The organism is Mycolicibacterium boenickei (assembly GCF_010731295.1).
Taxonomy (GTDB): domain Bacteria; phylum Actinomycetota; class Actinomycetes; order Mycobacteriales; family Mycobacteriaceae; genus Mycobacterium; species Mycobacterium boenickei.
This window is the reverse complement of record NZ_AP022579.1, coordinates 6087668-6111471: the sequence shown is the minus strand read 5'-3', so window position 1 is coordinate 6111471 and position 23804 is coordinate 6087668. Positions and strand designations below refer to the sequence as shown.

Here is a 23804-nt window from a genome sequence, read left to right as displayed (position 1 = left end):
GCGCTCCTCATCGAGTTCGCGGCTTCTTCTTGTTGTTGAGTGAGTCCGGCTTGGCGCCGGCATTGCCCAGATCGGTGTAGAACTTCCCGTGCCGCGCGGCGATCGTCGGCGGCAGATCACGGGCCTCCCACATGGCGCGGACTGTTCCCTGAATGCCCGCGGGGCGGCGGGCGGCGACCTCGGCCGCCAACTCGGCGGCGCGGGAGCGCAATCGAGCGTCGGGGACGATCTCGGTGACAATGCCGATGCGCAGTGCGGTCTGGGCAGTCATCCGTTCCTCGCTGCCCAGCAGCGCCCAGCGCATCACCTCGCCGTAGGGAAGGCCCATCGCGAGCATGCCCATGGGTTCCAGTGCCGACACGATGCCCGCATTGGGATGGGGGTCGAAGAAGGTGGCGGTCTCGCTGCAGATAGCGAAATCACATTCGTTGACGAAGTACATCGCACCGCCGGCGACGATGCCGTGTAGTGCGGCGATCACCGGCTTCCACACCTTGTGCGCCTTGGGGCCCAGGAGCTCGCCGGGGTCTTCCTGGTTGAAGATGGTTTTGTGCTTCCACCAGGTGCCGGCGGCGATGTCGATGCCGGTGCAGAAGGCTCGGTCGCCGTTGGCCTGGAGCACCGCGACGTGAATGTCGTCGTCGTCGCGTACTCGCGCCCACGCACTGCCGAGGTCGGCGGCCATCTGCTCGGTGAAACTATTCAACTTCTCGGGCCGATTGAGTGTCACAGTGGCGACGTGGTCGCTCACCTCGAACTCGATGGTCTCCAGGCCGGCGGTCGTCACGCGTGCTCCTCTGTCGATCCGGTGGGTACCGGCACCATCGCACCCTCATCGACGACGTTGTTTATCTGGTTGGCTATCTCGCGTTTGAGGATCTTCCCCGCGGGCCCCAGCGGGAACTCGGTCCAGAACATGAAGCGGCGGGGTTGCTTGTAGCCGGCCAACTCGGCACGACACAGCGCCGTGAGTTCTGTACTCAGCGCATCGCGATCGGTGATGTGCGACTTTGGAATGATCACCGCGACCGGGGTTTCGCCCCATTCCGGGTCCGGTGCGCCGACCACGGCAACCAGGTCGACCCCGCTGTGGTGCGCGATGACGCGCTCGATCTCCGCGGGATACACGTTGAACCCACCGGAGATGATCATGTCGGTCTTGCGGCCGGTGATGTGCAGATAGCCGTCCCCGTCGAGATAGCCGAGGTCGCCGCTGCGCAGGCCGTCGGGCCGGAACGTCTCCGCAGTCTGTTCGGGACGGTTCCAGTACCCGATGGCGTTGGCGGGGCTGGCGATCACGATCTCGCCGACCTCGCCCGTGGTGGCGTCGGTGCCGTCCGGGCCGATGACCCGGATGACGCACATCGGTGTTTCCTGGCCGCACGAAGTGGCGATCGATGTCCGGCCTGCAACGATATCGCGATGATCCTGTGGGGTGAGGATCGTTGCCTGCCCACCGCATTCGGTCAGCCCGTACCGCTGCTGGAGATCGCAGCCGAGCAGGTCCATCGCCTTGCGGGCCAGGCCCGGCGGCACGGGGGCCGAACCGTAGGAGATCCGACGCAGGCTGGACATGTCCCGCGGTGGACCCTCCTCCAGGATGGCCAGGGTGCGATGCAGCATGGTCGGGATGAATGTGGTGAAGGTGATCCTGCTGCGTTCGATCTCATCGATGACGGCCTGCGGGTCGAATCGCTGGTGGATCACCATGGTCTGGCCCAGATACAGCCAGGACACCGTGCGCACCATGCCGCCCGCGGTGAAGAACGGCGTCGTCGCCAGCATGACGTCCGAGCGATTGGCCTCGGTGACCAGGTTGGTGTCAGCAGCCTGATAGAGCAGTGCGCGATGGGAATGCATGACGCCCTTCGCGCGACCGGTGGTGCCGCTGGTGTACAGGATGACGGCGATGTCGTCGGGCGAGATATCGATCTGAGGGGCAATCGGATCCGCGCCGGCCAAGGCCGATTCGTACTCGGGGCCGATCGTCAGGACCACACTGAGACCGGTCAGCTCGTCGCCGAACTTGCCCGCGTGGTCGGCGTGAACGAGCACCGCCCGGGCACCGGAATCCTCGCGGACGTGGGCGACCTCGTCGGGTGCGAGCCGGATGTTGACCGGAACGGCGATCAACCCTGCTTTGGCCAGACCGAACGAGATCTCGGGCCATTCAATACAGTTGCGGGCGATCACCATCACCCGGTCCCCGGGTGTCAGCCCCCGGGTGGTCAGGTGGTTGGCGAGCCGGCGGGCCCGTTCGTCGACCTGGGACCAGGTGTGTGCCCGGTCGGCGTCGACGAGCGCGGTCTTGTCTGGGTAGCGGCGGGCATTGTTGGCCGCGATGTCTCCGATGAACATCAGATCAGGAATGCCAGGGTTTCGACCGGTCCACCCGCGTCGATCAGGTGCACGATCTTGCGGATCAGCCAAGGGCCGTCGGGGGAGCGGCGCACGGTGTGGATCACCCTTCCAGCCCAGAACCTTTGCCGTATCCGGTATTCGAACAACGCGAAGTTGGATTCGACGGTGACGGTATCGCCCTCTTCCGCGACGACCTCAGAGTTGGACAGCATCCTTCGCATCACCGAGGGCGGTGTCTGCGAGTGTCGATTGCCAGTGTTGAGTTGAGCCACCCGGCTCTTGATTCGGCGCCGGTTGTCGTTGATATAAGCGAGCGTGGTCCGTGGATTGTCCTCGGGGTGAATGGGGACGCGGTACTCGACCTGGTCGTCATCATCGGCCCATAGCGCTTCCCACTCCGAGTAGCGGCCCTCGTCGGCCAGCCGGGCCTCCAGGTTCAGGAAAGCCACGATCTCGGCGTCGGGAACCGGGTGCAGGACGGGACGGATCCGGGGTGTGGTGTCAGCGGTCATGGTCATGCCTCCCCGCCGACGACGGCCGCCCATTGCGAGTAGAACCCACGCTGCGGTGTCTCGGCGCTCTTGTCCCGGTTGATGATTCCGGTCTCGTCGGTGATGTCGTCGGACACTCCGCGGGCCAGGACCAGCCATTCCGGCAGTTCTGCGGCGAGTCCGGCTTGGTTGCGCATCCCGATCTCGCCATCATCGGCGATGAGGAAGCCTGCCGGGCCCATCGCACCCTCGGATCGCCGCAGGGTGCGTTCGTTGAGTGCATCCTGGCCGGGAATCAGCACCGCGGTGGTATACGCGACGGTGCGATCCGGAGCCTGCGGCTCGACGAACATCACGTTCATCTCGGCGAGGAACAGGTTCGGCCAGATCAAGGTGTGCGGCGGCCCGACCACCAGCGCGTCGTGTGCCTGCTCGGGGCCGTAGGCGCCTTCCAGCGCCTCGACGTAGTCGGGGAGCTTGGCCCGGGGAATTCGTCCGTACCAGACGAATTCCTCGTCAAGCTTCCGGTATTCGTCGGTGTAGTCGATCTCCGAGTGCCCATTGCCGAGATCGCGCACGAGCACGTCCACCTTTGTCGGGACGTGCGACACCTTGGCCGGCTTGATCGCGTCGTACACCGAGGCGTGGGTGAACAGTGCGTGGTAGCCGTCAACATTGTTCTCCACCACCATCTTCCAGTTTGCGTGGTGAAGATGCTTCATCCAGTTGGCCCGCAGGTCGATCTTGCCGGTGGGGGACAGGTTGAGCAGACGGTCGATGGCCCGTGCGGCGTTGCCGAGATGCTCGCGTAGGGAGACGCCGTCGGGGGACAGTGAGGCGAAGACGAACCCGCCATAGCTGTCCACCCGCGCGGCCTGTGCCAGACCGAGTTCGGCGCGCACCTCTGGATAGGCGTCGCCGTAACCCTCGCGCATCGGAACACCTTGTAGTGCACCGGTGTTGCTGAAGGTCCAGCCGTGATAGGGGCAGCGGAACGAGTTTGCGTTGCCCATCTCGGCGTTGCACAGCTTGTTGGCGCGATGGGTGCAGCGGTTGAGCAGGACCCTGACCTCTCCGTCCTTACCGCGGACCACCACGACGGGGTCGTGACCGATGAACCGGGTGAGGTAATCGCCGGGCTCGCTGACCTCGCTGTCGTGCGCGACGTAGACCCAGCCGGTCTTGAAGATGGTGTCCATCTCACGTCGGAAGATATCGGCGGAAGTGTAGACCGACCCGTGCACGCGGTCGGTCTGGACGATGCTGCGGACGTCGAAATCGTCAACGTCGGTCGCAGGTTCGAGAGTCGTCACTGGTCCTCCAGGGTGTCGATGGCTGGTATCGCGACATTGCCGAGGTGGCGGAAACCGATAGTCGCCGCGGTGCCGATAGCGGGTGCGGCGTCCGCAGGACGCAGCGTGGTGAGTACCAGACGGTGCCCGCTGTTCAGCTCGATGTCGATGATGGGATACGGGTTTTGTGCGCGGACCAGGCCAGGTTCGCGCCGGTGCATGAGCGTCGCGGAGTGCACGATGCCCTGCAGTTCGACTGTGCGCCAATTGTGTTCGGGGGACCCGCAGATATCGCAGATTTCCTGGTCGAGTTCGACGGGCTGCGCGCACCCGGCGCAGAACGGCAGCGCGAGCTCACCCCGGGTGGCCGCGTCATACAGCGGCGCCAACGAATCGCCGACGACGGTAGGCGCAAGGGTGTTGTCCAGCAACCAATCCTGCAGCGTCACGGTGGTCATGCCGTACGCTCCAGCACCAGCGCGGCGTGGTGGTCCAGTCGGCCGCCGATCCCGCCGACCAGTGCCACCGTCGCGTCCGGGACCTGGCGTTGCCCGCCGGCGCCACGCAGCTGGACGACTGCCTCGGCCAGCGGCGTCATGCCCTGCAGATAGAAACCGGACAGCTGCCCCCCGCCGGTGTTGGTCGGCAGCGCCCCGCCGGGGCCGGTCTGGCCGTCGCGCACAAAGGAGCCCGCGGGAACGTCGCCGGTCAGCTGGTATTCGTCGAGCAGCAGCAGCGTGACGATCGAGAACGGGTCATACAGCTCGGCGATATCGAGGTCCGACCGGGTCATGCCGGCCTGCTGCAGTGCGTCGTCCACTGCTCGGCGGCCCCCGCCGAACCATGACTCCGCGCTCGCGCGGCGGCGTCGCACCGGATGGTCGCGGCCGGCGCCGCGCACCCGCAGCCGGTTGGTCCCGATCGAGGGCCGGCCCGTCAGTACCACTGCGACCGCGCCGTTCACCGGGCGGGCACAGTCGAGCCGGCGCAATGGTTCGGCGATCATCGGGCTGGCGTCGTAGCCAGCGTCGTCGAGCGGTTCTCGATTCACGGCATCCGGGTTACCCAGCGCCCAGCCCCGGGCGGTGACGGCAACCGAACGCAGGGCGGTCGGGTCCGTGCCTGTGATGTGCAGCCAACGCTGGGCCAGTAGGGCGTACGTCGGTACCGAGCCGAGCAGCCCGGAGGCGCGCTCCAAGCCGCGGATCCCGGCATTGCCGCCACTGTGCGCATACGTCGAACCCGCTCCCTTGCCTGCGACCAACGGTGTGTCCGCGAAAACGCAGAGCACGGTCGACGCCTCGCCGGTCAAGATCGCGTGGCGGGCGCGCTGAATCATCGCAATGGTGGTGGCGCCCTTGATCTCAACGTGTTCGAGCAGCCGCAGATCCCCGAACCCGCCGGCCGCGGCGAATCCGACACCGAGGCGGTCCGGTCGCACGCCTTGCGAGGAGCCGACCAGCAGCCCGTCGATCTCGGCGCGGCCGATCTGAGAATCGGCCAGCGCGGCGGCACTCGCCTCGGCGGCCAGGTGCAGCGGCGTCGCCCCGGGCTGCAGCGACATCGCTGTCATACCCAGGCCGACCAGGTCGACATCGGGTGTATTCACCGCTGCTCCCGTGGTCGACGTTCGCCGCGGAAGTTGCCAACCCACAGCCAGTCTTCACGGTCCTGTGGTGTGGCCTGGGTGAAGCTGGCCAGCTCAAGGGGGCACAGAAAAACGTGCTGGCCGCTCTCCAAGTCTTCGACGAGCAGGCGAGGCCCGTTGCCGTTGACGTCCAACGACACCCGCACAGCGGCGAACTCGTTCACCAACTCGGCGAGTTCGCGGCGTCCGGCGGAAGAAGTCACCTGCCAAGTATTACCGCATACAACTGTCAGAATCAATGCGCGGGACGTGATCGGATCGGGGTGTTACAAGGGGGGCATCGGTCCATCTCATCTGTTATTTACATGGGAACATAGTGGTTATGGCACCATTGACGTACTCGTCTGGCGTCACGAGAATAAGTTGACAAGGATGTCAGAAAGATGATCAGGAAGGGTGAGATGACCCAAGCGCAGGCACCGCATACCGAGGCGGAGTGGGGCTCCGGGCCCGATACCGGCGATTACCGCAGCATCTGGATGTATCTGAAGGAGCTCGAGTTCCGTCAGGGGTTCATCGATATCGAGGTCAACGGAACGACGGTGCGGACGCGCTACGTCGAGGCCGGCGATCCAGCCAAGCCGCACGCCATCCTGCTGCACGGCACCGGCGGGCACTGGGAGACATTCGCGCCCAACTTGGCCGCGTTGAGCGAGCACTTCCATTGCGTGGCCATCGATATGGTGGGCAATGGCTTCACCGACAAGCCCGACTATGACTACGAGATCGCGGTCTACGTCGAGCACGTGCTCGGGGTGATGGACCACTTCGGCATGTCCTCGGCCAGTCTTGTGGCAATGTCGCTGGGCGCGTTCGTCGCCTCCGCCGTATCGGTGGGCCACCCCGACCGGGTGGACAGGCTGATCCTGATGTCGCCGGCCGGACGGGAGGCGTCGGCGTCGAATATGGCGCGGATTCGCGCGGAACGGACCAAGGCGGTCAATGAACCGACCTGGGAGTCGCTGCACGCCGTGTTCGCGCATCTGATCGCTGACGAGGCCAACCGCCTGCCTGACCTCATCGGTTTGCGTCAGTCGATCTATCGGCGTGCGGACACTCGCAACACCATCGACCGGCTGCTGATCCTGCAGGACGAAAAGGTGCGCCACCGCAATCTGATTCCGGACGACAAGTGGCGGGGTATCAGCGCGCCGGTGATGATCGTCGCCTCCGGCAAGGACCACGGCGTCTACCAGGACACCGCACGCACCATTGCGGATCTGATCCCGAACTCCGAGGTGTTCGAGATGCCGTCGGTGCGGCACTGGCCGCATTTCGAAGACCCAGAGGCGTTCAATGCGGCAGCGGTGGAGTTTCTGACGAGATGACCCGCCCCGATCCCGCTGCCCTCGAAGACATCGCTCGTCGGCTGTACGGCGCCGAGCGGACTCGCACGCCGATCCGACAACTGTCGCTGGACTACCCCGACATGACCATCGAGGATGCGTACGCCGTCCAACGGGCATTGGTGGAGCACAAGGTCGCGGATGGCCGAAAGGTCAAGGGCCGCAAGATCGGTCTGACCTCCAACGTGATGCAGCGCGCGGTCTCGATCGACGAACCCGACTACGGTGCGCTGTTCGATGACATGTTCTTCGAAGACGGCGGACGCGTACCGCCCGACCGGTTCATCCGTCCCCGCGTCGAAGTCGAATTGGCCTTCGTGCTCGGCGAAACACTACAGGGGCCTGACGTCACCCTGTTCGACGTATTGCGCGCCACCGAATTCGTCACGCCCGCAATGGAAATACTCGATGCCAGGGTGCAGATGTCCGATCCCGAGACCGGCCACTTGCGCACCATCGTCGATACCATCGCCGACAACGCCGCCAACGCGGGTCTGGTGCTGGGGGGACGGGTCTTCCGGCCGTTGGACGTCGATCTGCGCTGGGTATCGGCACTGCTGCTGCGTAACGGAACCATCGAGGAGTCCGGGGTCGCCGCCGCGGTGCTCAACCACCCCGGTAACGGTGTCGCCTGGTTAGCGAACAGGCTGGCTCCGCACGGTGTTTCGCTGCAGCGCGGTGAGGTGATCTTGTCCGGGTCATTCACCAAGCCGGTATTCGCCGAGCTGGGGGACACCTTCGTCGCCGACTACGGACCGCTGGGCACCGTCTCGGTGTTGTTTGATCGGGAGTCGTCGTGAACCGGTGGGTGCAACGGATCTGGGCCGGACGCCCGAGATTCGGCATGTGGCTGGCTTCTGGAAGCGGGTACGTCACCGAGATCTGTGCGGGGTCCGGTATCGACTGGGTGCTGCTGGACCAGGAACATGCTCCCAACGATCTGCACACCACGCTGGAACAGTTGCAGGTGCTGGCCGGCTACCCCGACGTCGACGTCCTGGTGCGCCCGCCGTCCGCAGACCCGGTCACGATCAAGCGGCTACTCGACATCGGAGTGCAGAACCTCATCGTCCCGATGATCGACGACCCCGCGGAAGCCTGTGCGGCGGTGGCGGCCACGCGCTACCCACCCACCGGCATCCGCGGCGTGGGCAGCGCCCTAGCGCGCGCGTCCCGGTGGAATCGGATCTCGGACTACCTGGCGACCGCGGACGCATCGGTGTCGCTGACCGTGCAGGTTGAGACGGTGGCGGCGCTGGAGCAGCTAGGTGACATCGCCGATGTCGACGGCGTGGACGCGGTATTCATCGGACCCGCCGACTTGGCCGCGTCGATGGGCAAGCTCGGCCAGCCCGAACACCCGGAGGTGGTGCACACCATCGAGACTGCGCTGGCGACGATCGTGGCACACGGCAAGAGTGCCGGGGTGAATGCGTTCAACGAGGCGATTGCGCGGCGGTACGTCGCAGCCGGCGCGAGTTTCGTGCTGGTCGGTGCGGATGTAGCACTGCTGGCGCGGGGGGCCGAGCAGCTGGTCGACAGGTATCGGGAATCGTCGTGAGATACGAGTATCTGACTTGTTCGTCACTAAAACGGACCGGGTGAGTAGCGTGTACTTACGCGACTATTACGCGCTCCACCGTCGCTGTGGCGCCATTGTTTCTGACGATCCTGTCACCTACACTCGTTAGTATGGACCTGGACTTCACTCCTGACCAGATCGAGTTCCGCGATCAGGTCCGCACCTGGCTCGACGAGAACAAGCCGAGCGAACCCCGCCCCCGTGACGATGCGGGCATCCGTGAGTACGACCTGGCCTGGCAGCGCACCCAATGGGCGGGCGGCTGGGCCGGCATCGCGTGGCCGCAGGAGTATGGCGGCAAGGGCCTGACCCTGCTGCAACAGCTGATCTGGTACGAGGAGTACGCCGCACGGGGATTCCCCGGTATCGACGCGTGCTTCGTCGGCCTGTCGCACGCCGGGCCGACACTGATCACCAGGGCCACTGATGCGCAGAAGTCCCTTCATCTGCCGAAAATCCTTCGTGGCGAGGTGATCTGGTGTCAAGGATTCTCCGAGCCGGACGCCGGATCGGACCTGGCGGCGCTGCGCACCAAAGCGGTAGTCGACGGCGATCACTTGGTCGTCTCCGGACAGAAGTTGTGGACCAGCTTCGCCACTGTCGCCGACTACCAGGAACTCTTGGTCCGCACCGACAACACCGGCGGCAAGCACAGCGGCATCACCTGGGTGATCTGCGATATGAGCACACCGGGTATCGATGTCCGCCCGATCGAGACCATCGAGGGCGGCGCCGAATTCTGCGAGGTGTTCTACGACGATGTCCGTATCCCGCTGTCCAATGTGGTGGGCGATGTCGGTGCGGGGTGGTCGGTTGCGATGGCCACGCTGTCGTTCGAGCGGGGGACCGCCTTCACCGCGAACCAGGTTCGACTGGCCAAGATCATCGAAGACCTCATCGACTATGCGCGCGACCATGTCGGCCCCGATGGTCGCCGGCCGGCAATTGCCGACGACGAGATCGCCCGCCGACTGGCTCACGCACGGGCATCGGTCGCAGCGCTGCGCGCGCTTACGTACACCAATATCTGTGAGGCGATGAAGACCGAAACCCCAGGCCCGCGTGGGTCGATCGTCAAGTTGATGTATGCAGAGTTGGCCAAGGAAATAGGCAAATTGGCGATGGACATTGTTGGTCCCGCGTCGAATCGTCATTCGTCACGATGGGACATCGACGGGTGGGTGGGCTACTACTACTACAGCTTCTCCCAGGCGATCGGCGGCGGCACCTCGGAGATTCAGCGCAATATCGTCGGCGAGCGGGTGTTGGGGCTGCCCCGATGAGTGATCAGTCAGGAGACGGCCGTGAACCTGTTACCAGGAGCTGAACAGCTCGAAATCGTTTCGGCGGCAGGGGAGTTCCTCGCCGAACGGATGCCGGTCGAACGCATCCGCGCCGACCGGAATGCGGAAATGTCAGTGCCCGAACAGCTCTGGCGCGAGGGTGCGGAGATGGGCTTGCTCACACTCGGGCTCGACGAGGAGTTCGGTGGGTCCGGTCGGCCGTTCGACGACGAGGTGTTGCTGTTCATCGAACTCGGTAAGCGACTCGCACCCGGCCCGTTCCTGGCCTGCACCCTGGCCGCCCGGGTGGCCGCGCGCAGCGGGGACACTGCGCTTGCCGAGCACATCGGTTCCGGACGTGCATTGGTGGCGCTCGCGGTGCTGCGAGGCGACGGTGAAGTCCGGCCCATCAAAGGCACCTTCGACGTCTTCGAACCCACTGGGGCCTCTTATGCACTCGTGGTGGCCCGCAGCGGGGCTGCGGTCATCGACATCGAGTCGCTCGGCGAACTGACGCCGGTGGATGCCGCTGACCCCGGTACCCGAATCGCCACCGCCACCGTCGAATCCGCCGAACCTCGGCACTGGCTGCCCACCGACGACGAATGGATCTGGGGTCGGGCCATGGTGCTGTCGGCGGCGTTCCTGTCCGGTCTGGCGGCCGCGGCAGGCGCCTCAGCGACCGAACATGCCAAGACACGAGAGCAGTTCGGTAAGCCGATCGGTGTGCATCAGGCCATCAAACACGCCTGCGTCGATATGGAGATTGCTGCCGAAGCCGCACAGGCACAGGCGTTCTTCGCCGCGATCGCACTAGCTGACGGGCGTGCCGACGCGCTGTGGCAGGTACTCTCGGCGGTGACTGTCGCAGGCTCGGCTGCGGTGGACAACGCCGCCGCCGGGATCCAGGTATTCGGCGGCATGGGCTACACCTTCGAAAACGATATGCACCTATATCTCAAACGCGCGCATGTGTTCCGACATCTCTTCGCTGAGCCCACCGAGGTGCTGGCCGAATTGCTGGCGCAGGACCGCGCGCAGTGAATCGCGGTGTTGCGATTGCCGGGGTTGCGCTGTCCGACGTCGGCCGAGTCGACGACAAGAGTCCCTATGAGCTGATCGCGCAGGCTAGTCGGCGGGCACTGGCGGATGCCGGGCTGACACCCGCCGATGTCGACGGACTGGCCTCCACCGGGCAGGGCACCCTACCTCCGGTCGACGTCGGTGAGTACCTCGGTCTGCGGCCCAGATGGATTGACTCGACCGCCGTCGGGGGCGCGTCATGGGAGGTGATGGCAGCACATGCCGCCGATGCCATCGCCGCCGGGCACGCCGACGTGGTGCTGCTCACCTACGGGTCGACCGCGCGGGCTGATCTTCGAAAAGGCCTGCGGGGAGCCAGCATCAACTGGGGTGCCCGCGGGCCGCTGCAGTGGGAGGCACCCTACGGGCACACTCTGATCTCCAAGTACGCAATGGCGGCGCGTCGGCACATGCACACCTACGGCACCACCATCGAGCAGCTGGCTGAGGTTGCGGTATCTGCACGATTCAACGCCGCCGACAATCCCGAGGCCTACTACCGAGATCCGATCACCGTCGACGACGTACTGGCCGGGCAGATGATCGCCGACCCGTTCACCAAGCTGCACTGCTGCATCCGCAGTGACGGCGGGGCGGCTGTCGTTCTGGTCAGTGCCGAACGTGCGAAAGATCTCAAGAGCAAACCGGTCTGGATGCTCGGAACGGGCGAGACCACCTCCCACATGCTCACCTCTCAGTGGGACGACCTCACCGTTGGCCCGGCTGCCGTCAGCGGCCCGCTGGCCTTCGCGCGCGCCGGGGTATCCCCGGCAGATGTCGACGTGGCCGAACTCTACGACGCATTCACCTACATGCTGCTGCTCACGCTGGAAGACCTCGGGTTCTGCCCGAAGGGCGAGGGCGGGGCGTTCGTCGAGTCGGGGGCCTTGCGGCTGGGCGGCGCACTGCCCACCAACACCGACGGCGGCGGGCTGTCGGCGTGCCACCCCGGGCAGCGCGGTCTGTTCCTGTTAGTCGAGGCGGCACGCCAATTACGCGGGGAATGCGGGCCGCGGCAGGTTCCTGACGCCAAGATCGCCTGTGTCAGTGGTACCGGCGGATGGTTCTGTTCCAGCGGCACCGTGATCCTCGGCGCTGAACAGCCGTAGATGCCCGACCAGCCCAATCAGCCCGCCGACACTACGGTTTGTGACAAGTACTCATCGAGTTCCGTCATGAACCGTAGTTTCGCGAGTACGCGGGAGCTGTTGGAGGCGGCGGCTCTGGCCCACGGCGACCGGGAGGCCTACGTCGAGCCGGGCGGGCGGGTCACGTTCGCCGAGTGGATAGGCCGAGCCCGCAGCGTTGCTGCGCAATTCGCCGAACTAGGGGTCGGCAAGGGCGACGTGGTCACGCTTTGGCTGCCGTCGGGCATTGACTATGCGACGTGCTACGCCGCAGCAGCGTTGATCGGAGCCATCACCACCGGACTCAACCCGCGGCTGGGCCGGCGCGAACTCGAATCCATCGTCCAACAGGCTGATCCCGCATTGATCGTGGCCGATGAACAACTGGGCGAGCTGCCGGCTGCCGGGCGCCGTCTGCTGCGGCGTGATGCTCTGTCGACCGATCCCGGCGGGGTGGCGCCACCTGCCGAACTGACCCGGCGCGACCCTGTGGCGCTGATCTTCACCAGCGGAACCACCGGAACACCCAAAGGAGCGGTGTTCGATGCTGACCGGTTGGCGGCCGGTGCCGCGGCGGCCGGAGTGATGAGTGCTCCCTACGATCGGCGGCTCACCTCGACGCCGTTCGCGCACGCCGGCTACATGTTCAAGCTGTGGGATCAGTTGATCTGGGGCACCACGCTAGTGATCCCGCCGACGCCGTGGTCGGCTCGGGGCATGTTCGACGTGCTGCGCGACGAGCGGATCACCGTGGCCGGTGCCGTACCGACCCAGTGGACCAAGCTGCTCGACGTTGAGGGCGTGAGCCCACGGACGTTGCCGCACTTACGGATCGGTGTGGTGGCGACCGCGCCGGCACCGCCCGAGCTGGTGCGCCGGGTCACCGAGCGGATCGGTGTGCCGCTGGTGGTGCGGTACGCGATGACGGAATGCCCGACCATCAGCGGCACCGCACCCGATGACATGCCCGAGGTACAGTTCCGCAGCGTCGGACGGCCCGCGGCGGGGACCGAGGTACGTATCGGACCCGACGGTGTCGTCGAGGTCAGTGGTCCGTGCGTGATGCGCGGCTACTGGCGAAACCCGGAACTCACCGCAGAGGTACTGCGGGACGGCTGGCTACGTACCGGCGACATCGGGGTTCTCGGCGACGACGGCAACCTCATCCTGGTGGGACGCCGGGGCGACATGTACATCCGGGGCGGCTACAACGTGCACCCTGGTGAAGTGGAACGGACCCTAGGTGACCACCCCGGGGTCAAACAGGCCGCAGTCATCGGCCGTCCCGCACCGGTGATCGGGGAGATCGGCGTCGCCTTCGTGGTGGCGCGTGACCCTACCGATCCACCGACGCTGGCCGAGCTGCGCACTCATGTGGCAGCCGAACTGGCCGACTACAAGGCACCCGACGAACTGCTGATCGTCGACGAATTACCGCTGACGGTGATGCTGAAGCCCGATCGGGCCGCGCTGCGAGAGCTGATCACTGTGCACGACAATGAGTTTCAGCGGCGGGTGCCGAACTGAGCGCACTGGCTGTCAAACTGATAGGCAATCTGCTGTTCGCTGCCAATGCCCAGCTCATCGCTGCGGCAACACAATTCGGCGACAATCTGGGAGATCGGCGCCCACCGAAATCCGCCGCGATCACTTCTTGGGTGAGGCATCCCAGAAGTCGCGGTTGGTCAGTACTTTGCCGTTGCGCACGGTTCCCACCGATGCGCCGTGCAGGCCTGCCGGTTGCATGACCCACTCAACGGCGAACTGATCGCCGCTGACCAATGCCGTAAGAACCTCGTAGCGGGCGCCCGGCACAAGCTTCAGGGCACCTTCGACGAAGCTCCGGGCTTCGCCTGCGCCCCTGGCGGTATGGCCGGTCGGGACGTCTTCCAGAACGACTTCGTCGTCGAACCAGGCGCTGATCGCCCTGGCGTCGCCGGAATCCCAGTCTGCGTAGTAGCGCTTCACCCAGGATGCGTCGTCGTTCGCCGTCAGTTTGTCGGACACTGCGGATCTCCTTTGGCGGTTGTCAAGATGCGGCGTATCGCACCTTCGATTGGTTGACCGCCATCGCGGCCCAGGTCTTCGGCGCCGGCAGCGGCCAACGCGGGATGGATGGTGTTGCCTTCAGCTCGGCTTCGGGTGGCCAGCCAGCCGACGAACATCAGGTATGTGGCGGTGAATGTCTGTACGGCAACCTCTTCGGTGAATCCTGCATTGCGCAGGATGTCCAGCGCGGTATCGGTGAGCCGGGTGGCCGCCGCTGACGGGCCGGTCGATGTCAGCGCGTGCAAGCCGGTACCCGGATAGGCGAGGAATGCTCGATCCATGGCGAGGACCAGTTCGACGTATTGGTCGATCCAGGAAGCGTCCGGATCCAGGTGCACCTCGATTCGCGCCGCGACGGCCTCGACAACGCGATCGGCAAGGTCGTCACCACCGCGGAGGTGGTAGTGGATCGCCGGAGGGGTCACTCCGCATTCGGCGGCTACTTCGCGAACCGTCAACTTCTCCAAAGAGGATTGCGAGACCACGCGCATGGCGGCTTCCACCACATCGACTTTCGAGATAGGGGACGACTGCGTACCGCCTCGGCGTCCCATGGCTGTACCCCTTCCTGTGGCGTCGGCAGATCTCATTATGTCATAGTAAATGGGATTCGTGGGAGAGGAGCCTGATGGACGCCGATGTTGTGGTTGTTGGTGGTGGGATTGCTGGATGTACGCTCGCGATTCGACTGGCCAACGCGGGAATCGCCGTGACGGTTCTCGAACGTGAGCAGGCCTACCGCGACATCGTGCGTGGAGAGGCCATGGTGCCCTGGGGTTTTCGGGAGGCCGTCGAACTTGGAGTAGCCGAAACGATCTTGCTGGCCGACGGTGTCTCGGTGATGACAAAGATGGTCCCGTACGACGAGGGCTTCAGCGTCGAGGAGGCCCAGCGGCGGTCCCGGGACCTTTCCACCGCGGTACCGAGCGCGCCGGGAGTCGTCGGCGTGGGCCACCCAGAGCTGCGCGAGGCGCTGGCCACCGCTGCGGCCAAGGCCGGCGCCGAGGTTGTACGCGGCGTTCGCCGGACGTCAATAAAGGCCGGTGCGACCCCCTCCGTCGGCTACGAGACGGACGACGGCACCCAAACTGCCATGTGCCGCTTGATCGTCGGAGCTGACGGCAAGATGTCGGCTACCCGATCGGCGCTAGGTATGACGCTGTTCACGACACAGGCCCGGGTTCGCTTGTCGGGCATGCTGGTTGACGATGGAGGGGTATGGGATCGCGCAGAAACGGCCATATCTGTGGACGGCCGGAACCAGTACATCGTCCTTCCGCGCGCTGACAACCGACTGCGGCTCTATGTCGGTCGCAGGGTCGACGACCCCGAGCCGCTCAGGGGGATCTCTGCGGTCGGCGAATTCATGAACGCGTTCCGAACGCCAATATTCCCAAATTCGAGCGCTCTCGCCGCCTCCACGCCGATCGGTCCGTGCGCGACGTTCCCGATGAATGACGCCTGGGTTGACGAGCCCGCCGTGCCCGGCGCGGTGCTCATCGGCGATGCGGCCGGCTGGAGCAATCCGGTTACTGCCCAGGGGCTCAGCATCAGCATGCGTGACGTGCGGGTGCTATCGGAGGCGCTGTTGGGCAGTTCCGACTGGACTCCGCATGGGCTGGCTGAATATGTCCACGAGCGGCGCATGCGGATGAGCCGCCTGCGCTTCGCCAGTGCCCTGACAGACCTGCTCACCGGTTTCGGCATGCCGGATCGGTTGGCCCGTCGGTCGCGGATGTTCAAGTTGCTGCATCGCCGTCCCGAACTCGGTGCCGCCCTAGATGCTGTGCACGCCGGCCCGTGGGAAGCGCCGGACGAGGCGTATACGCCTGACATCTTGACCACGCTGGCGCTGGCCTGAGCGAAGCGCTACAGCCGCCGCAGGTACCGCTCGACCAGGTCGACCGCGGACTGCGGGTAGCTGCGCGCGGTGGCGACATCCAGCCCGTCGCGCACCAACAGCAGCGCAAGCCGATTGTTGATCAGCGACAGTACGAAGGCCGCCACCAGCTGGTAGTAGACGATGTCGCCGGTGAGCTTCCCGCCGAATTCCCGGTAACGGCTGACGAATTCGTCATCGGTCGGCACCCCCGGAGGTCGGGCGAATCCCAGCGATTCGCAGAGAAACGTCTCGAACATGAGCCACCAGCCGAGATCGATGTCGGCGGGTCCGGTGCTGGCTGTCTCCCAGTCGAACAGGGCGGCCACCGAGAGATCATCGGCGAACGACATGTTCCCGACGCGCGCGTCTCCCCAGACAATGGTCTCGGCGTTGGTCTCGGGAGCCTGATCGTGGATCACCCGCAGCGCACGGCCCAGGGTGTCTGCGCCGACCTTCAGGTCGTCGCGGCACCAGTTATACCAACCCTGCAGGGTGTGCAGGTAGCGCTGTAGCGCGGTGGACCCACCGGGGTCAGTGGCGCGAAGAAACTCCAGGTCGGCCGGAGCATTGACCTGGTGGACCGCCACCAGTGCGCGTAAGCCGTTGTTGCACAGCAATTCCCGTTCTGATGCTGACAATTCGACAGTCCACCCACGCTTATGCCAGCTCGGGACATCGGACGGGGTGCGGCCGTGAACCCGCCGCATCACATAGAACGGTGCTCCCAGTATCGATGGATCTGTCTCGACCCCCACAATGTGTGGCACTGCGATTCCGTGCCGCCCGAGTCTGCGCATCACCTCGGCTTGCCGAGGCGCATTGGGTGTGGTGAACAGCTGATGGTCCTTGGCCTGCAGCCGCAATACCAGATCCTCGCTGCGAGGACGGCTCTGCGGATCGGTCCAGGTCGCCGTGAAGAACACTGTCTTCCCGGAGTAGCCGGCGTCAGGCGCGCTGAAATCGGAAATCTCGATCGGCGTCGCGTTGTCCGGCTTCAGGCATTGCGGCAGCCAACCGCGCATGATGTCGTCGATCCCGGAACCGATGTCACCACGCGTTGATGTGTAGGCCACGCTATACCCCTTTCGCCCACAAAGTGAACACTAGTGTCAGAATAGGGCGATGGACGCCGAAATATCCAGTCGCGTACCGCTCGGTGCTTACACGCTGCCGGGCCGGGTTTCCGACCCCCGGGCAGCGGTGGCGCAGGCCGATGCGGCTGAACGGCTGGGACTGCGGACCCTGTGGCTCAGCGAGCGATGGGGTACCAAAGATCTGGGTGTGATCGTCGGTGCGCTCAGCCAAGTCACCACAACGGTCCGAATCGCCTCAGGCATAACTCATTTCCAGTCCCGCCATCCTGCGCTGCTGGCTTCGCTGGCGATGACGGCCCAGGCGTTATCGGACGGCCGCTTCATCCTGGGCATCGGACGTTCCGTGGACGCCATGTGGGCCGCTGTCGGTCTTCCGCGCTCGACGAACGCATCGATCGTTGATCACGCCGACATCTTCCGGCGACTCTGCCGCGGGGAGAAGGTGCGCTACGACGGACCGGCAGGTCGGTATCCGTCGCTGCGACTCAACGATGTACCCGATCAACCGGTGCCTTCGCTGGTTTTCGCTGCTATCGGTCCTAGAGGCCTGGAGTTGGCCGGTCGGCACTTCGACGGTGTGTTGCTGCACCCGTTCCTGACTCCGTCGGCGGTGGCGCGCGCTGTAGCGGTCGTCCGAGACACCGAGCGATCCGCAGGGCGGCCGGTAGGTAGCGTGCGGGTGTACGCCACGGTGGTCGTCGCCTGCGATCTGCCCGCGGCGGAGGAGCTCGCTGTGGTGGGGGCCAGGGCGGTCACCTACTACCAGATTCCGGGGTTCGGGGAGCGCCTGGCGGCGGCGAACGGATGGGATCCGGAACCATTGGAGCGCTTACGCTCTCACTCTCTGCTGGCTGGGATCAGGGGCGCGGCAGACTCGGTGCTCACCCGCGAGCAATTGGTCGAGGTGGCGTCGGTGTTGCCAGTTGAATGGACCGCGGAGGCGGCTGCGGTTGGATCGGCGCGGAACTGCCACGAGGCTTTCGAACGCTATCGCGACGCGGGCGCAGACGAACTCGTCTTGCACGGCAGTACCCCCGATCGGTTGGGCCCGTTGTTTCCGACTATCAAGGTAGGTCCCGGACGTGAATGAAATCGAGCTGATCAGCGAATGGGTTCGCACCGGTCTGGGCGGTGAGGTTCTCGCGATCGAACGACAGACCCGGTGGCGACCGAACTGGCTTGTCGACGCAGAGCTCGATGGTCAGCGCCTCGAACTGATGGTGCGTGGACACCGGATCGACTCACCGCTGGTGTTCCCGCTGCACCACGAGATGACCTTCCAAGATCTCCTGTACCGGAACGGTATTCCGGTTCCACGGGTGTATGGCTGGCTCGAGGCCCTACCGGCCTACGTGATGGATCGGGTGCCGGGGCGCCCCGACTTCGCCGACTCCGCCGTGGCCGAGCGTGACGCGGTGATGGCTGAATACATGCGCATCCTTGCGCGTATTCACGCACTGAACGTCGATGAATTCGACGCGGCAGGTACGACCCGGGCATCGTCGCCAGTCTCGACTCCAGGCTCGGTCGGTATGGCTTACTTCGAGAAGCTCTACCGGCAGACCAAGGGCAGGCCGGATCCCTTCGTGGAGTTCGCGTTGGGCTGGCTGCGCCGAAACCCGCTGCCCGACAACACTCGCGAGGCACCTGTCGTGTGGGACTCCGGTCAGTTCCATCATGAGGACGGCAAGATCATGGCACTGCTGGATCTCGAAATCGGTCACATCGGTGACCCGATGATGGACCTGGCAGCCTTTCGCATGCGCGACACGGTTCTGAACTTCGGCGACTTCGATGAGCTCTACGGCATCTACGCCGAGGCTGGCGGGGCCGAGCTCGACATGGCGGCAATCCAACACCACCACTTGTCGTTCACCCTGACCAATGAACTCGCCTTTCATGGTGCTCTGGCGGCTCCGAGCCCGGGTTCGGCGTATATGACCAATTTGCAGTGGTGTACCGAAACCAACCTGCACTCGGTCGAAGCCTTCGCTGAGCTGCTGGGCTACGACCTTGACGAGACGATCGATGTGCCCGAACCGGCGCAGTTCACCAATGATGTTGCGTTCCATCACATGGTTCAGACGCTGGGCTCGGTGACCATCGACGAGCCGTTCGCCCGCTACGAGGTCCGCAATTCATTTCGACTGGCCAGACATCTGCTGCGCCGGCAGGAGATCGGGGCGCAGCTCGACGAACAGGATCTTGATGATCTGACGCCGCTGCTAGGGCACCGGCCCCGGGACGTCGTCGCCGGTGACGCCGAGTTGGAGGACTTCGTCCTCGCTGACGACGGGCGCCACGACGAGGCCCTGGTCCAGTTGTTCTATCGACGCTTCCTGCGCGCCAATGCCGTGCTGGGGCCCGCCGGATCGGCAATGACCGTCCACCGGAAGGTGCAGCCTTTCAAGGGATGACGCGGCGCAGATTCCATCTCAGCGTGGCGGACCGAGCCGTTGCAGTATACCGTCGATGACCTCTATGGCATTGTCGCGTGCCTGATGTGGATCGGGAGCGTTGGCAACGAACTGGGCGGCTTCGTCGGCGGCGGCGAGCAGCACATGGGCAAGCACGTCTAGTGGCTGCGGAATGACGGCACCCTGCTCGACCGCCTTCTCCAGGAGAGCGCGAATCGACCCGAGACCGAATTGAACCTGTAGCTCGCGCCACCGCTGCCAACCGAGCACAGCAGGGCCCTCGATCATCAGGATGCGCTGAACCTCGCCGGTGAGCGACGACTTCAGATAGGCACGCAGGCCGGCGCGCAATGCGCCCAAAGCGTCGTCGGCATCTTCGGGCCGCGGCGCTTGGCTGTTGACTTGTTCCTGGACGGCGAGAAAAACCGCGAGGAACAGTGCTTCCTTGTTCGCAAAATGGTGGTAGAGCGCACCTCTGGTGCCCACGCCTGCGGCCGCGACGATCTCCTCGGTGCCGGTAGCGAAGTAGCCCTTCTCGACAAAGAGTCGGCGCCCAGCAGCGACCAGTGCAGCGCGGGTGGCCTCAGCACGTTCGGCGATCTCCGCCGTACGGACAGCACGCTTCTGCGCTTTTGACGGTTGACCACTAGACATACAATTTGTATCCTCTACATACAGCCTGTATGTACCGCGTGCGGTGGCACCAGGTCGATCGGATTGAGTGCTCGATATTGCAAAGGTATCCCGCGCAGCGCCGGATGCCGTGAATCAGGAGCGAAACATGGGTGAGACGCAGGACAAGGTGCTGATCTTCTCGGCCGATGGGCATGCCGGCGCGAAACGGATGGCCGACTATCTGCCCTATTTCGATCCGGATGTTCGCGACACCGTCAAGGATCTGTTGTCCGAGGAGGAGCAGGCCTATCGACGAATGCTGGCTCCGGACTTCAGTTCGGGGCCGCGCGAGGAGCCGGCGGCCGAGTTGGACCCGCGCTGGGCCCCCGCCTTCCCGGAGCGCTTCGGTGGCTGGGACATCGGCGTACGCATGGAACAGCTCGATCGCGAGGGCGTTGCGGGTGAGATGTTGGTACCGGGGCACCAGTTCTCGTCACTGCCATTGTTCAGTGTGGTGAACAAGCCCTTCGAGGCGAGTTTGCGCGACGCAGGCATGCGGGCGTACCACCGGTGGCTGGCCGACTTCATGTCCGGGGGCGACGGTCGGCTCTACGGAATGGCGGACCCGGGTACGTGCCACGACATCGAGGCCTCAGTTCGCGAACTGCATTGGGCGCGCCGGCACGGCTACGTCAGCGTAGGTGTGCCCGGCATCATCGAGGACCCCGCCCTGCCGGCTATCGTCAGCGACCACTACGAACTGTTCTGGAAGGCGTGCGTCGACCTCGATCTCACCCTCGCAGTGCACGCCGGGTGGGGATTCCCGCAAGGTCGCTATCAGGAGTTCATCTCGGCGTTCGTGGCCACCCATCTTGGCGGCGCGGAGGCAAGCCAGATGATGGCTACTCAGCAGCGACTTGACGAGCAGGCCCGCGAGGCGCTGCAGAAGGAGTTCGCCGAATCCCCGGCATCGCCGTTCCGCTTGGATTACGGCCCACGCCGGTTGCTCTGGCAATTGATGATCGGTGGAGTGTTCGACCGGTACCCGCAGCTGCGGTTCGTCCTGACCGAGGTCAGGTCGGATTGGCTGCCAATCACACTGCAGATTCTCGATTCCTGGTACGAGCAGCGGGATACTCCGCTGAAGATGCGCCCGAGTGAATATTGGGAGCGTCACTGCTTTGCGACCCCGTCATCGATTCACAAGGTCGAGGTCGAGGCCCGCGACGATATCGGTGTGGATCGGCTGATGCTGGGCATCGACTACCCGCATCCGGAAGGCATGTGGCCTGACACTTGGAACTGGATCAAGGTGGCGTTCGCCGGAGTTCCGGAAGGTGATGCCCGAAAGATCCTGGGGGAGAATGCACTACGTGCCTTCCCAGTGGACGGTGCGCATCTGCGCGCAGTGGCAGACCGGATCGGTCCAGCTTCGATCGACGTGTTGACTGGCGGTGACGCCGTGCCAACGGAACACGTCGAGCACTACCACCGGCGGGGCGGATTCCTGCGCCCCACCGAACGGGTCGATCAAGACGCGGTGCTTCGGTTCGCAGACGAGGATCTGCTGCTCGCACCCTGAGCTGATACCGCCTGTCAAGGCGGCACTGTGCAACAAATCGGTCCGGGAGCGTGATACCGCGGGTGGTATCACGCTCCCGGACCGCATGGCTGGGCATTTCGAGGTGCCGATGCAACCGAAGATCGTCGATGTCGGGCCCAGCCGGCGAGGCGCAGCCCGGTGTTGCGGGTGCCGAATATGCCTGTGGCCATGATCGCGCCGAATTTATTTGCATCCCAGCGCTTCTGGCCGTTGGACACCGAGGCCGCCGGATACCAGCCCTTGAGCAGCTGGATATTCTCGCCGATCGCGCGGATCACCTGACCGCTGATGTGGTCGGCCTCGGGGCCGGCCAACCACGCGACCACCTATGAGCGCAGCGACGAATCCTTCGGGTCGAACTCATTTTCGCCGCGTTCACGGTCGCGCCGGAGTCAACCAAACCGGGGCAATCCCGTGTGCGGGGTCATCAACTGCGCGTCGTGCATCACCACCGGATTCCCAGCTCGACGGACCAGGCTCAATTCCGCCGGGCGTCAAGGCGTCGGAGGGATGAGCATCGTCTGCCAGTTCTTGTCCTTCGGTGCGTTCTGACCCACGTCGGCCTGGTTGTACAGCTTTCCGTCCGGACCTACGTAATCGCCCGTCGCAGGGTCATATTGAGCCACCGCTATTGGCGGCGCGGGACCCGTAGACCCCGGCGGCAACTGGGGGACACCCTGCCCTGTCAAGGTGGCGTTGGGGTCGCCTTTCCAGTTGAAGCCGTCGTTGAGCGGAACGTAGTTCTCGTCGCTTTCGCATAGCTTTACCGTCGGCGCGCGTTTGCCGGGCACCGTCTCGCACGGAATATTGCGTGCGCCACGGACACCCAGCGGCGAATCCTGCGGCACCCGGCAGTAGAGGTCACCGGCCGGGCGTTCGGGATAGTCCTCGAAGTTGGCGGTCCGCCGCTGCTGGGCCGGGAGGAATCCTGTCGTACACGGCGGGGGCAGGTTGAGATTAAGGTTGAAGGCCAACAGGCCACCCGCGTACGGGCTCGGGTTGTTCATGCTCGGAACGCTGATGGCCTGCATCATCGCGGTGGCCTGAGGGAGCAGGACGAGCAGCTGCTCCAGATCGGCGCGATAGGTGATCAGGACCGGCGCGACGTTGGCCAGGTTGGCCGCCAGGATCGGTAGCGTGGGTTGGACCCGGTCGATGAGCGCGCGTACCTCGGCGGCGGCCGGCGCGCCTTTCTCTAGGATGCCTGCCACCGCGCCGTCGTTGTCGCGCAGTTGCTGCGTGATGGTGGCCAAGTGAGATGTCCAGGCCTGCACCGAGTTTGATGTATCAGTCTGGGTGTCGAGGATAGGCCAGGCCTGGTCGACGAGGTTGGTGAGGTCTCCGAGGTTTTGCCGGGCGTCGGTGGCCAGCGCGGTAGATCCCTTGACGAACCGTGCGATATCGGGCCCGAGACCGCCGACTGCGTTGTACGCCTCGTCGATGGTGGTGCGCAGATCGTCCTGAGGGATCGCCAGTAGTCCGCGGTTGGTGGCGTCGAGCAGGCTGTTGATATCTGGTGGAACGCTGGAGTTGGCCCGGGTGATGACGTCGCCGTCGCGCAGCGGTGGCGAGTCGGCGTTGCGCGGCAACAGCGCAACGAATTGCTCTCCCACCGCGGTCTGGCTGTGCACCTCGGCCTGCAGATCTGAGGGGATTCTCACGTCGGACCTCAACGACAGCACCGCTTCGACGCCGCCGCCCTTGATCAACCGGACGTCTTTGACCTGACCGACTTCGGTGCCCCGGTAGGTGACGTTGCCGCGGGCGTAGAGCCCGCCGGCTTCAGGAAGTTGAACGGTGACCTGATAGTGCCCGACGCCGAAGAGCAGGTTGGGCAACCCCATGTAGCCGAAGGCCATAACGGCGAACGCGACCGTGGACACTACGAGAAACGCGATCAGCTGTATCCAGATGCGTCTGGTCATGTGCAT

Annotated in this window: 24 protein-coding genes; 11 read left to right on the top strand and 13 right to left on the bottom strand. The window is 64.8% G+C overall.

Going from position 1 to position 23804, the window contains the following annotated elements; all coding sequences use genetic code 11:
• Nucleotides 1-7 precede the first annotated feature (7 nt).
• The 7 genes from G6N57_RS29285 to G6N57_RS29255 are packed head-to-tail and all read right to left on the bottom strand — an operon-like array spanning nt 8 to nt 5995.
• Complete coding sequence (locus G6N57_RS29285; RefSeq protein ID WP_061263247.1) at nt 8-787, bottom strand: enoyl-CoA hydratase/isomerase family protein; 780 nt, start codon at nt 785-787, stop codon at nt 8-10.
• Entirely contained in the window at nt 784-2358 is a 1575-nt protein-coding gene (locus tag G6N57_RS29280; RefSeq protein WP_061263248.1) for a class I adenylate-forming enzyme family protein, read from the bottom strand. Before G6N57_RS29280 ends, G6N57_RS29285 begins: the two co-directional genes overlap by 4 nt.
• Complete coding sequence (locus G6N57_RS29275; RefSeq protein ID WP_061263249.1) at nt 2358-2873, bottom strand: aromatic-ring-hydroxylating dioxygenase subunit beta; 516 nt, start codon at nt 2871-2873, stop codon at nt 2358-2360. Before G6N57_RS29275 ends, G6N57_RS29280 begins: the two co-directional genes overlap by 1 nt.
• A gap of 2 nt (nt 2874-2875) precedes the next feature.
• On the bottom strand, nt 2876-4165 hold the full coding sequence (locus G6N57_RS29270) for an aromatic ring-hydroxylating oxygenase subunit alpha (RefSeq protein WP_174814530.1): 1290 nt from the start codon (nt 4163-4165) through the stop codon (nt 2876-2878).
• Complete coding sequence (locus G6N57_RS29265; RefSeq protein WP_061263250.1) at nt 4162-4602, bottom strand: PhlB family protein; 441 nt, start codon at nt 4600-4602, stop codon at nt 4162-4164. The genes G6N57_RS29270 and G6N57_RS29265 overlap by 4 nt, the downstream gene beginning before the upstream one ends.
• Nucleotides 4599-5717 carry a thiolase family protein gene (locus tag G6N57_RS29260; RefSeq protein ID WP_061263342.1) on the bottom strand — a complete coding sequence of 373 codons (1119 nt, stop codon included), beginning with the start codon at nt 5715-5717 and terminating at the stop codon, nt 4599-4601. Before G6N57_RS29260 ends, G6N57_RS29265 begins: the two co-directional genes overlap by 4 nt.
• 32 nt (nt 5718-5749) lie before the next feature.
• A complete protein-coding gene (locus G6N57_RS29255) occupies nt 5750-5995 on the bottom strand; it encodes a hypothetical protein (protein ID WP_061263251.1) in 246 nt (81 codons plus the stop codon).
• Between the two features lie 198 nt (nt 5996-6193).
• Between G6N57_RS29255 and G6N57_RS29250 the strand changes: the two genes are divergently transcribed.
• From G6N57_RS29250 to G6N57_RS29220, 7 genes are all read left to right on the top strand, one after another.
• Complete coding sequence (locus G6N57_RS29250) at nt 6194-7120, top strand: alpha/beta fold hydrolase (RefSeq protein ID WP_061263343.1); 927 nt, start codon at nt 6194-6196, stop codon at nt 7118-7120.
• Nucleotides 7117-7938, top strand: a complete 822-nt coding sequence (hpaH, locus tag G6N57_RS29245; RefSeq protein ID WP_077743315.1) for a 2-oxo-hept-4-ene-1,7-dioate hydratase — start codon at nt 7117-7119, stop codon at nt 7936-7938. The genes G6N57_RS29250 and hpaH overlap by 4 nt, the downstream gene beginning before the upstream one ends.
• Nucleotides 7939-7982: 44 nt before the next feature.
• Entirely contained in the window at nt 7983-8699 is a 717-nt protein-coding gene (locus tag G6N57_RS29240; RefSeq protein WP_174814597.1) for an aldolase/citrate lyase family protein, read from the top strand.
• A gap of 131 nt (nt 8700-8830) precedes the next feature.
• On the top strand, nt 8831-10003 hold the full coding sequence (locus tag G6N57_RS29235) for an acyl-CoA dehydrogenase family protein (RefSeq protein ID WP_061263254.1): 1173 nt from the start codon (nt 8831-8833) through the stop codon (nt 10001-10003).
• A 21-nt stretch (nt 10004-10024) separates the two neighbouring features.
• On the top strand, nt 10025-11047 hold the full coding sequence (locus tag G6N57_RS29230; RefSeq protein WP_061263344.1) for an acyl-CoA dehydrogenase family protein: 1023 nt from the start codon (nt 10025-10027) through the stop codon (nt 11045-11047).
• The gene (locus G6N57_RS29225) at nt 11044-12195 is read left to right on the top strand and encodes an acetyl-CoA acetyltransferase (RefSeq protein WP_061263255.1); all 1152 of its coding nucleotides are present in this window, start codon (nt 11044-11046) and stop codon (nt 12193-12195) included. Before G6N57_RS29230 ends, G6N57_RS29225 begins: the two co-directional genes overlap by 4 nt.
• Nucleotides 12196-12261: 66 nt before the next feature.
• Nucleotides 12262-13740 carry a class I adenylate-forming enzyme family protein gene (locus tag G6N57_RS29220; RefSeq protein ID WP_077743317.1) on the top strand — a complete coding sequence of 493 codons (1479 nt, stop codon included), beginning with the start codon at nt 12262-12264 and terminating at the stop codon, nt 13738-13740.
• 120 nt (nt 13741-13860) lie between these two features.
• Here the strand turns inward: G6N57_RS29220 and G6N57_RS29215 are convergent, their stop codons facing one another.
• Nucleotides 13861-14220 carry a nuclear transport factor 2 family protein gene (locus G6N57_RS29215; RefSeq protein ID WP_077743318.1) on the bottom strand — a complete coding sequence of 120 codons (360 nt, stop codon included), beginning with the start codon at nt 14218-14220 and terminating at the stop codon, nt 13861-13863.
• Entirely contained in the window at nt 14205-14816 is a 612-nt protein-coding gene (locus G6N57_RS29210) for a TetR family transcriptional regulator (protein WP_077743319.1), read from the bottom strand. The genes G6N57_RS29215 and G6N57_RS29210 overlap by 16 nt, the downstream gene beginning before the upstream one ends.
• A 74-nt stretch (nt 14817-14890) precedes the next feature.
• On the opposite strand from G6N57_RS29210, the gene G6N57_RS29205 reads away from it, so the two are divergent.
• Nucleotides 14891-16123: an FAD-dependent oxidoreductase gene (locus G6N57_RS29205; protein ID WP_061263257.1), complete on the top strand. Its 1233-nt coding sequence runs from the start codon at nt 14891-14893 to the stop codon at nt 16121-16123.
• Between the two features lie 8 nt (nt 16124-16131).
• Here G6N57_RS29205 and G6N57_RS29200 read toward each other — a convergent pair whose 3' ends face one another.
• Entirely contained in the window at nt 16132-17217 is a 1086-nt protein-coding gene (locus tag G6N57_RS29200) for a phosphotransferase family protein (protein ID WP_061263258.1), read from the bottom strand.
• Between the two features lie 49 nt (nt 17218-17266).
• Here G6N57_RS29200 and G6N57_RS29195 point away from each other — a divergent pair, with 49 nt between their 5' ends.
• On the top strand, nt 17267-18328 hold the full coding sequence (locus tag G6N57_RS29195; RefSeq protein ID WP_061263259.1) for a TIGR03857 family LLM class F420-dependent oxidoreductase: 1062 nt from the start codon (nt 17267-17269) through the stop codon (nt 18326-18328).
• Nucleotides 18321-19655: a phosphotransferase family protein gene (locus G6N57_RS29190; protein WP_061263260.1), complete on the top strand. Its 1335-nt coding sequence runs from the start codon at nt 18321-18323 to the stop codon at nt 19653-19655. Before G6N57_RS29195 ends, G6N57_RS29190 begins: the two co-directional genes overlap by 8 nt.
• Nucleotides 19656-19673: 18 nt before the next feature.
• Here the strand turns inward: G6N57_RS29190 and G6N57_RS29185 are convergent, their stop codons facing one another.
• Nucleotides 19674-20309, bottom strand: a complete 636-nt coding sequence (locus tag G6N57_RS29185; RefSeq protein ID WP_061263261.1) for a TetR/AcrR family transcriptional regulator — start codon at nt 20307-20309, stop codon at nt 19674-19676.
• 127 nt (nt 20310-20436) lie between these two features.
• On the opposite strand from G6N57_RS29185, the gene G6N57_RS29180 reads away from it, so the two are divergent.
• Nucleotides 20437-21852, top strand: a complete 1416-nt coding sequence (locus G6N57_RS29180; protein ID WP_061263347.1) for an amidohydrolase family protein — start codon at nt 20437-20439, stop codon at nt 21850-21852.
• Nucleotides 21853-21920: 68 nt separating this feature from the next.
• Here the strand turns inward: G6N57_RS29180 and G6N57_RS29175 are convergent, their stop codons facing one another.
• On the bottom strand, nt 21921-22187 hold the full coding sequence (locus tag G6N57_RS29175) for a hypothetical protein (protein WP_234815567.1): 267 nt from the start codon (nt 22185-22187) through the stop codon (nt 21921-21923).
• Between the two features lie 180 nt (nt 22188-22367).
• Nucleotides 22368-23804 carry an MCE family protein gene (locus G6N57_RS29170; protein ID WP_061263263.1) on the bottom strand — a complete coding sequence of 479 codons (1437 nt, stop codon included), beginning with the start codon at nt 23802-23804 and terminating at the stop codon, nt 22368-22370.

Bases quoted from the DNA above. Each gene is read 5' to 3' on its own strand.
- G6N57_RS29280 (WP_061263248.1), bottom strand. From the start codon at position 2,358: ATGTTCATCGGAGACATCGCGGCCAACAATGCCCGCCGCTACCCAGAC.
- G6N57_RS29275 (WP_061263249.1), bottom strand. From the start codon at position 2,873: ATGACCGCTGACACCACACCCCGGATCCGTCCCGTCCTGCACCCGGTT.
- G6N57_RS29265 (WP_061263250.1), bottom strand. From the start codon at position 4,602: ATGACCACCGTGACGCTGCAGGATTGGTTGCTGGACAACACCCTTGCG.
- G6N57_RS29260 (WP_061263342.1), bottom strand. From the start codon at position 5,717: ATGACAGCGATGTCGCTGCAGCCCGGGGCGACGCCGCTGCACCTGGCC.
- G6N57_RS29250 (WP_061263343.1), top strand. From the start codon at position 6,194: ATGACCCAAGCGCAGGCACCGCATACCGAGGCGGAGTGGGGCTCCGGG.
- hpaH (WP_077743315.1), top strand. From the start codon at position 7,117: ATGACCCGCCCCGATCCCGCTGCCCTCGAAGACATCGCTCGTCGGCTG.
- G6N57_RS29240 (WP_174814597.1), top strand. From the start codon at position 7,983: ATGTGGCTGGCTTCTGGAAGCGGGTACGTCACCGAGATCTGTGCGGGG.
- G6N57_RS29235 (WP_061263254.1), top strand. From the start codon at position 8,831: ATGGACCTGGACTTCACTCCTGACCAGATCGAGTTCCGCGATCAGGTC.
- G6N57_RS29220 (WP_077743317.1), top strand. From the start codon at position 12,262: ATGAACCGTAGTTTCGCGAGTACGCGGGAGCTGTTGGAGGCGGCGGCT.
- G6N57_RS29210 (WP_077743319.1), bottom strand. From the start codon at position 14,816: ATGGGACGCCGAGGCGGTACGCAGTCGTCCCCTATCTCGAAAGTCGAT.
- G6N57_RS29205 (WP_061263257.1), top strand. From the start codon at position 14,891: ATGGACGCCGATGTTGTGGTTGTTGGTGGTGGGATTGCTGGATGTACG.
- G6N57_RS29195 (WP_061263259.1), top strand. From the start codon at position 17,267: ATGGACGCCGAAATATCCAGTCGCGTACCGCTCGGTGCTTACACGCTG.
- G6N57_RS29185 (WP_061263261.1), bottom strand. From the start codon at position 20,309: ATGTCTAGTGGTCAACCGTCAAAAGCGCAGAAGCGTGCTGTCCGTACG.
- G6N57_RS29180 (WP_061263347.1), top strand. From the start codon at position 20,437: ATGGGTGAGACGCAGGACAAGGTGCTGATCTTCTCGGCCGATGGGCAT.
- G6N57_RS29170 (WP_061263263.1), bottom strand. From the start codon at position 23,804: ATGCACATGACCAGACGCATCTGGATACAGCTGATCGCGTTTCTCGTA.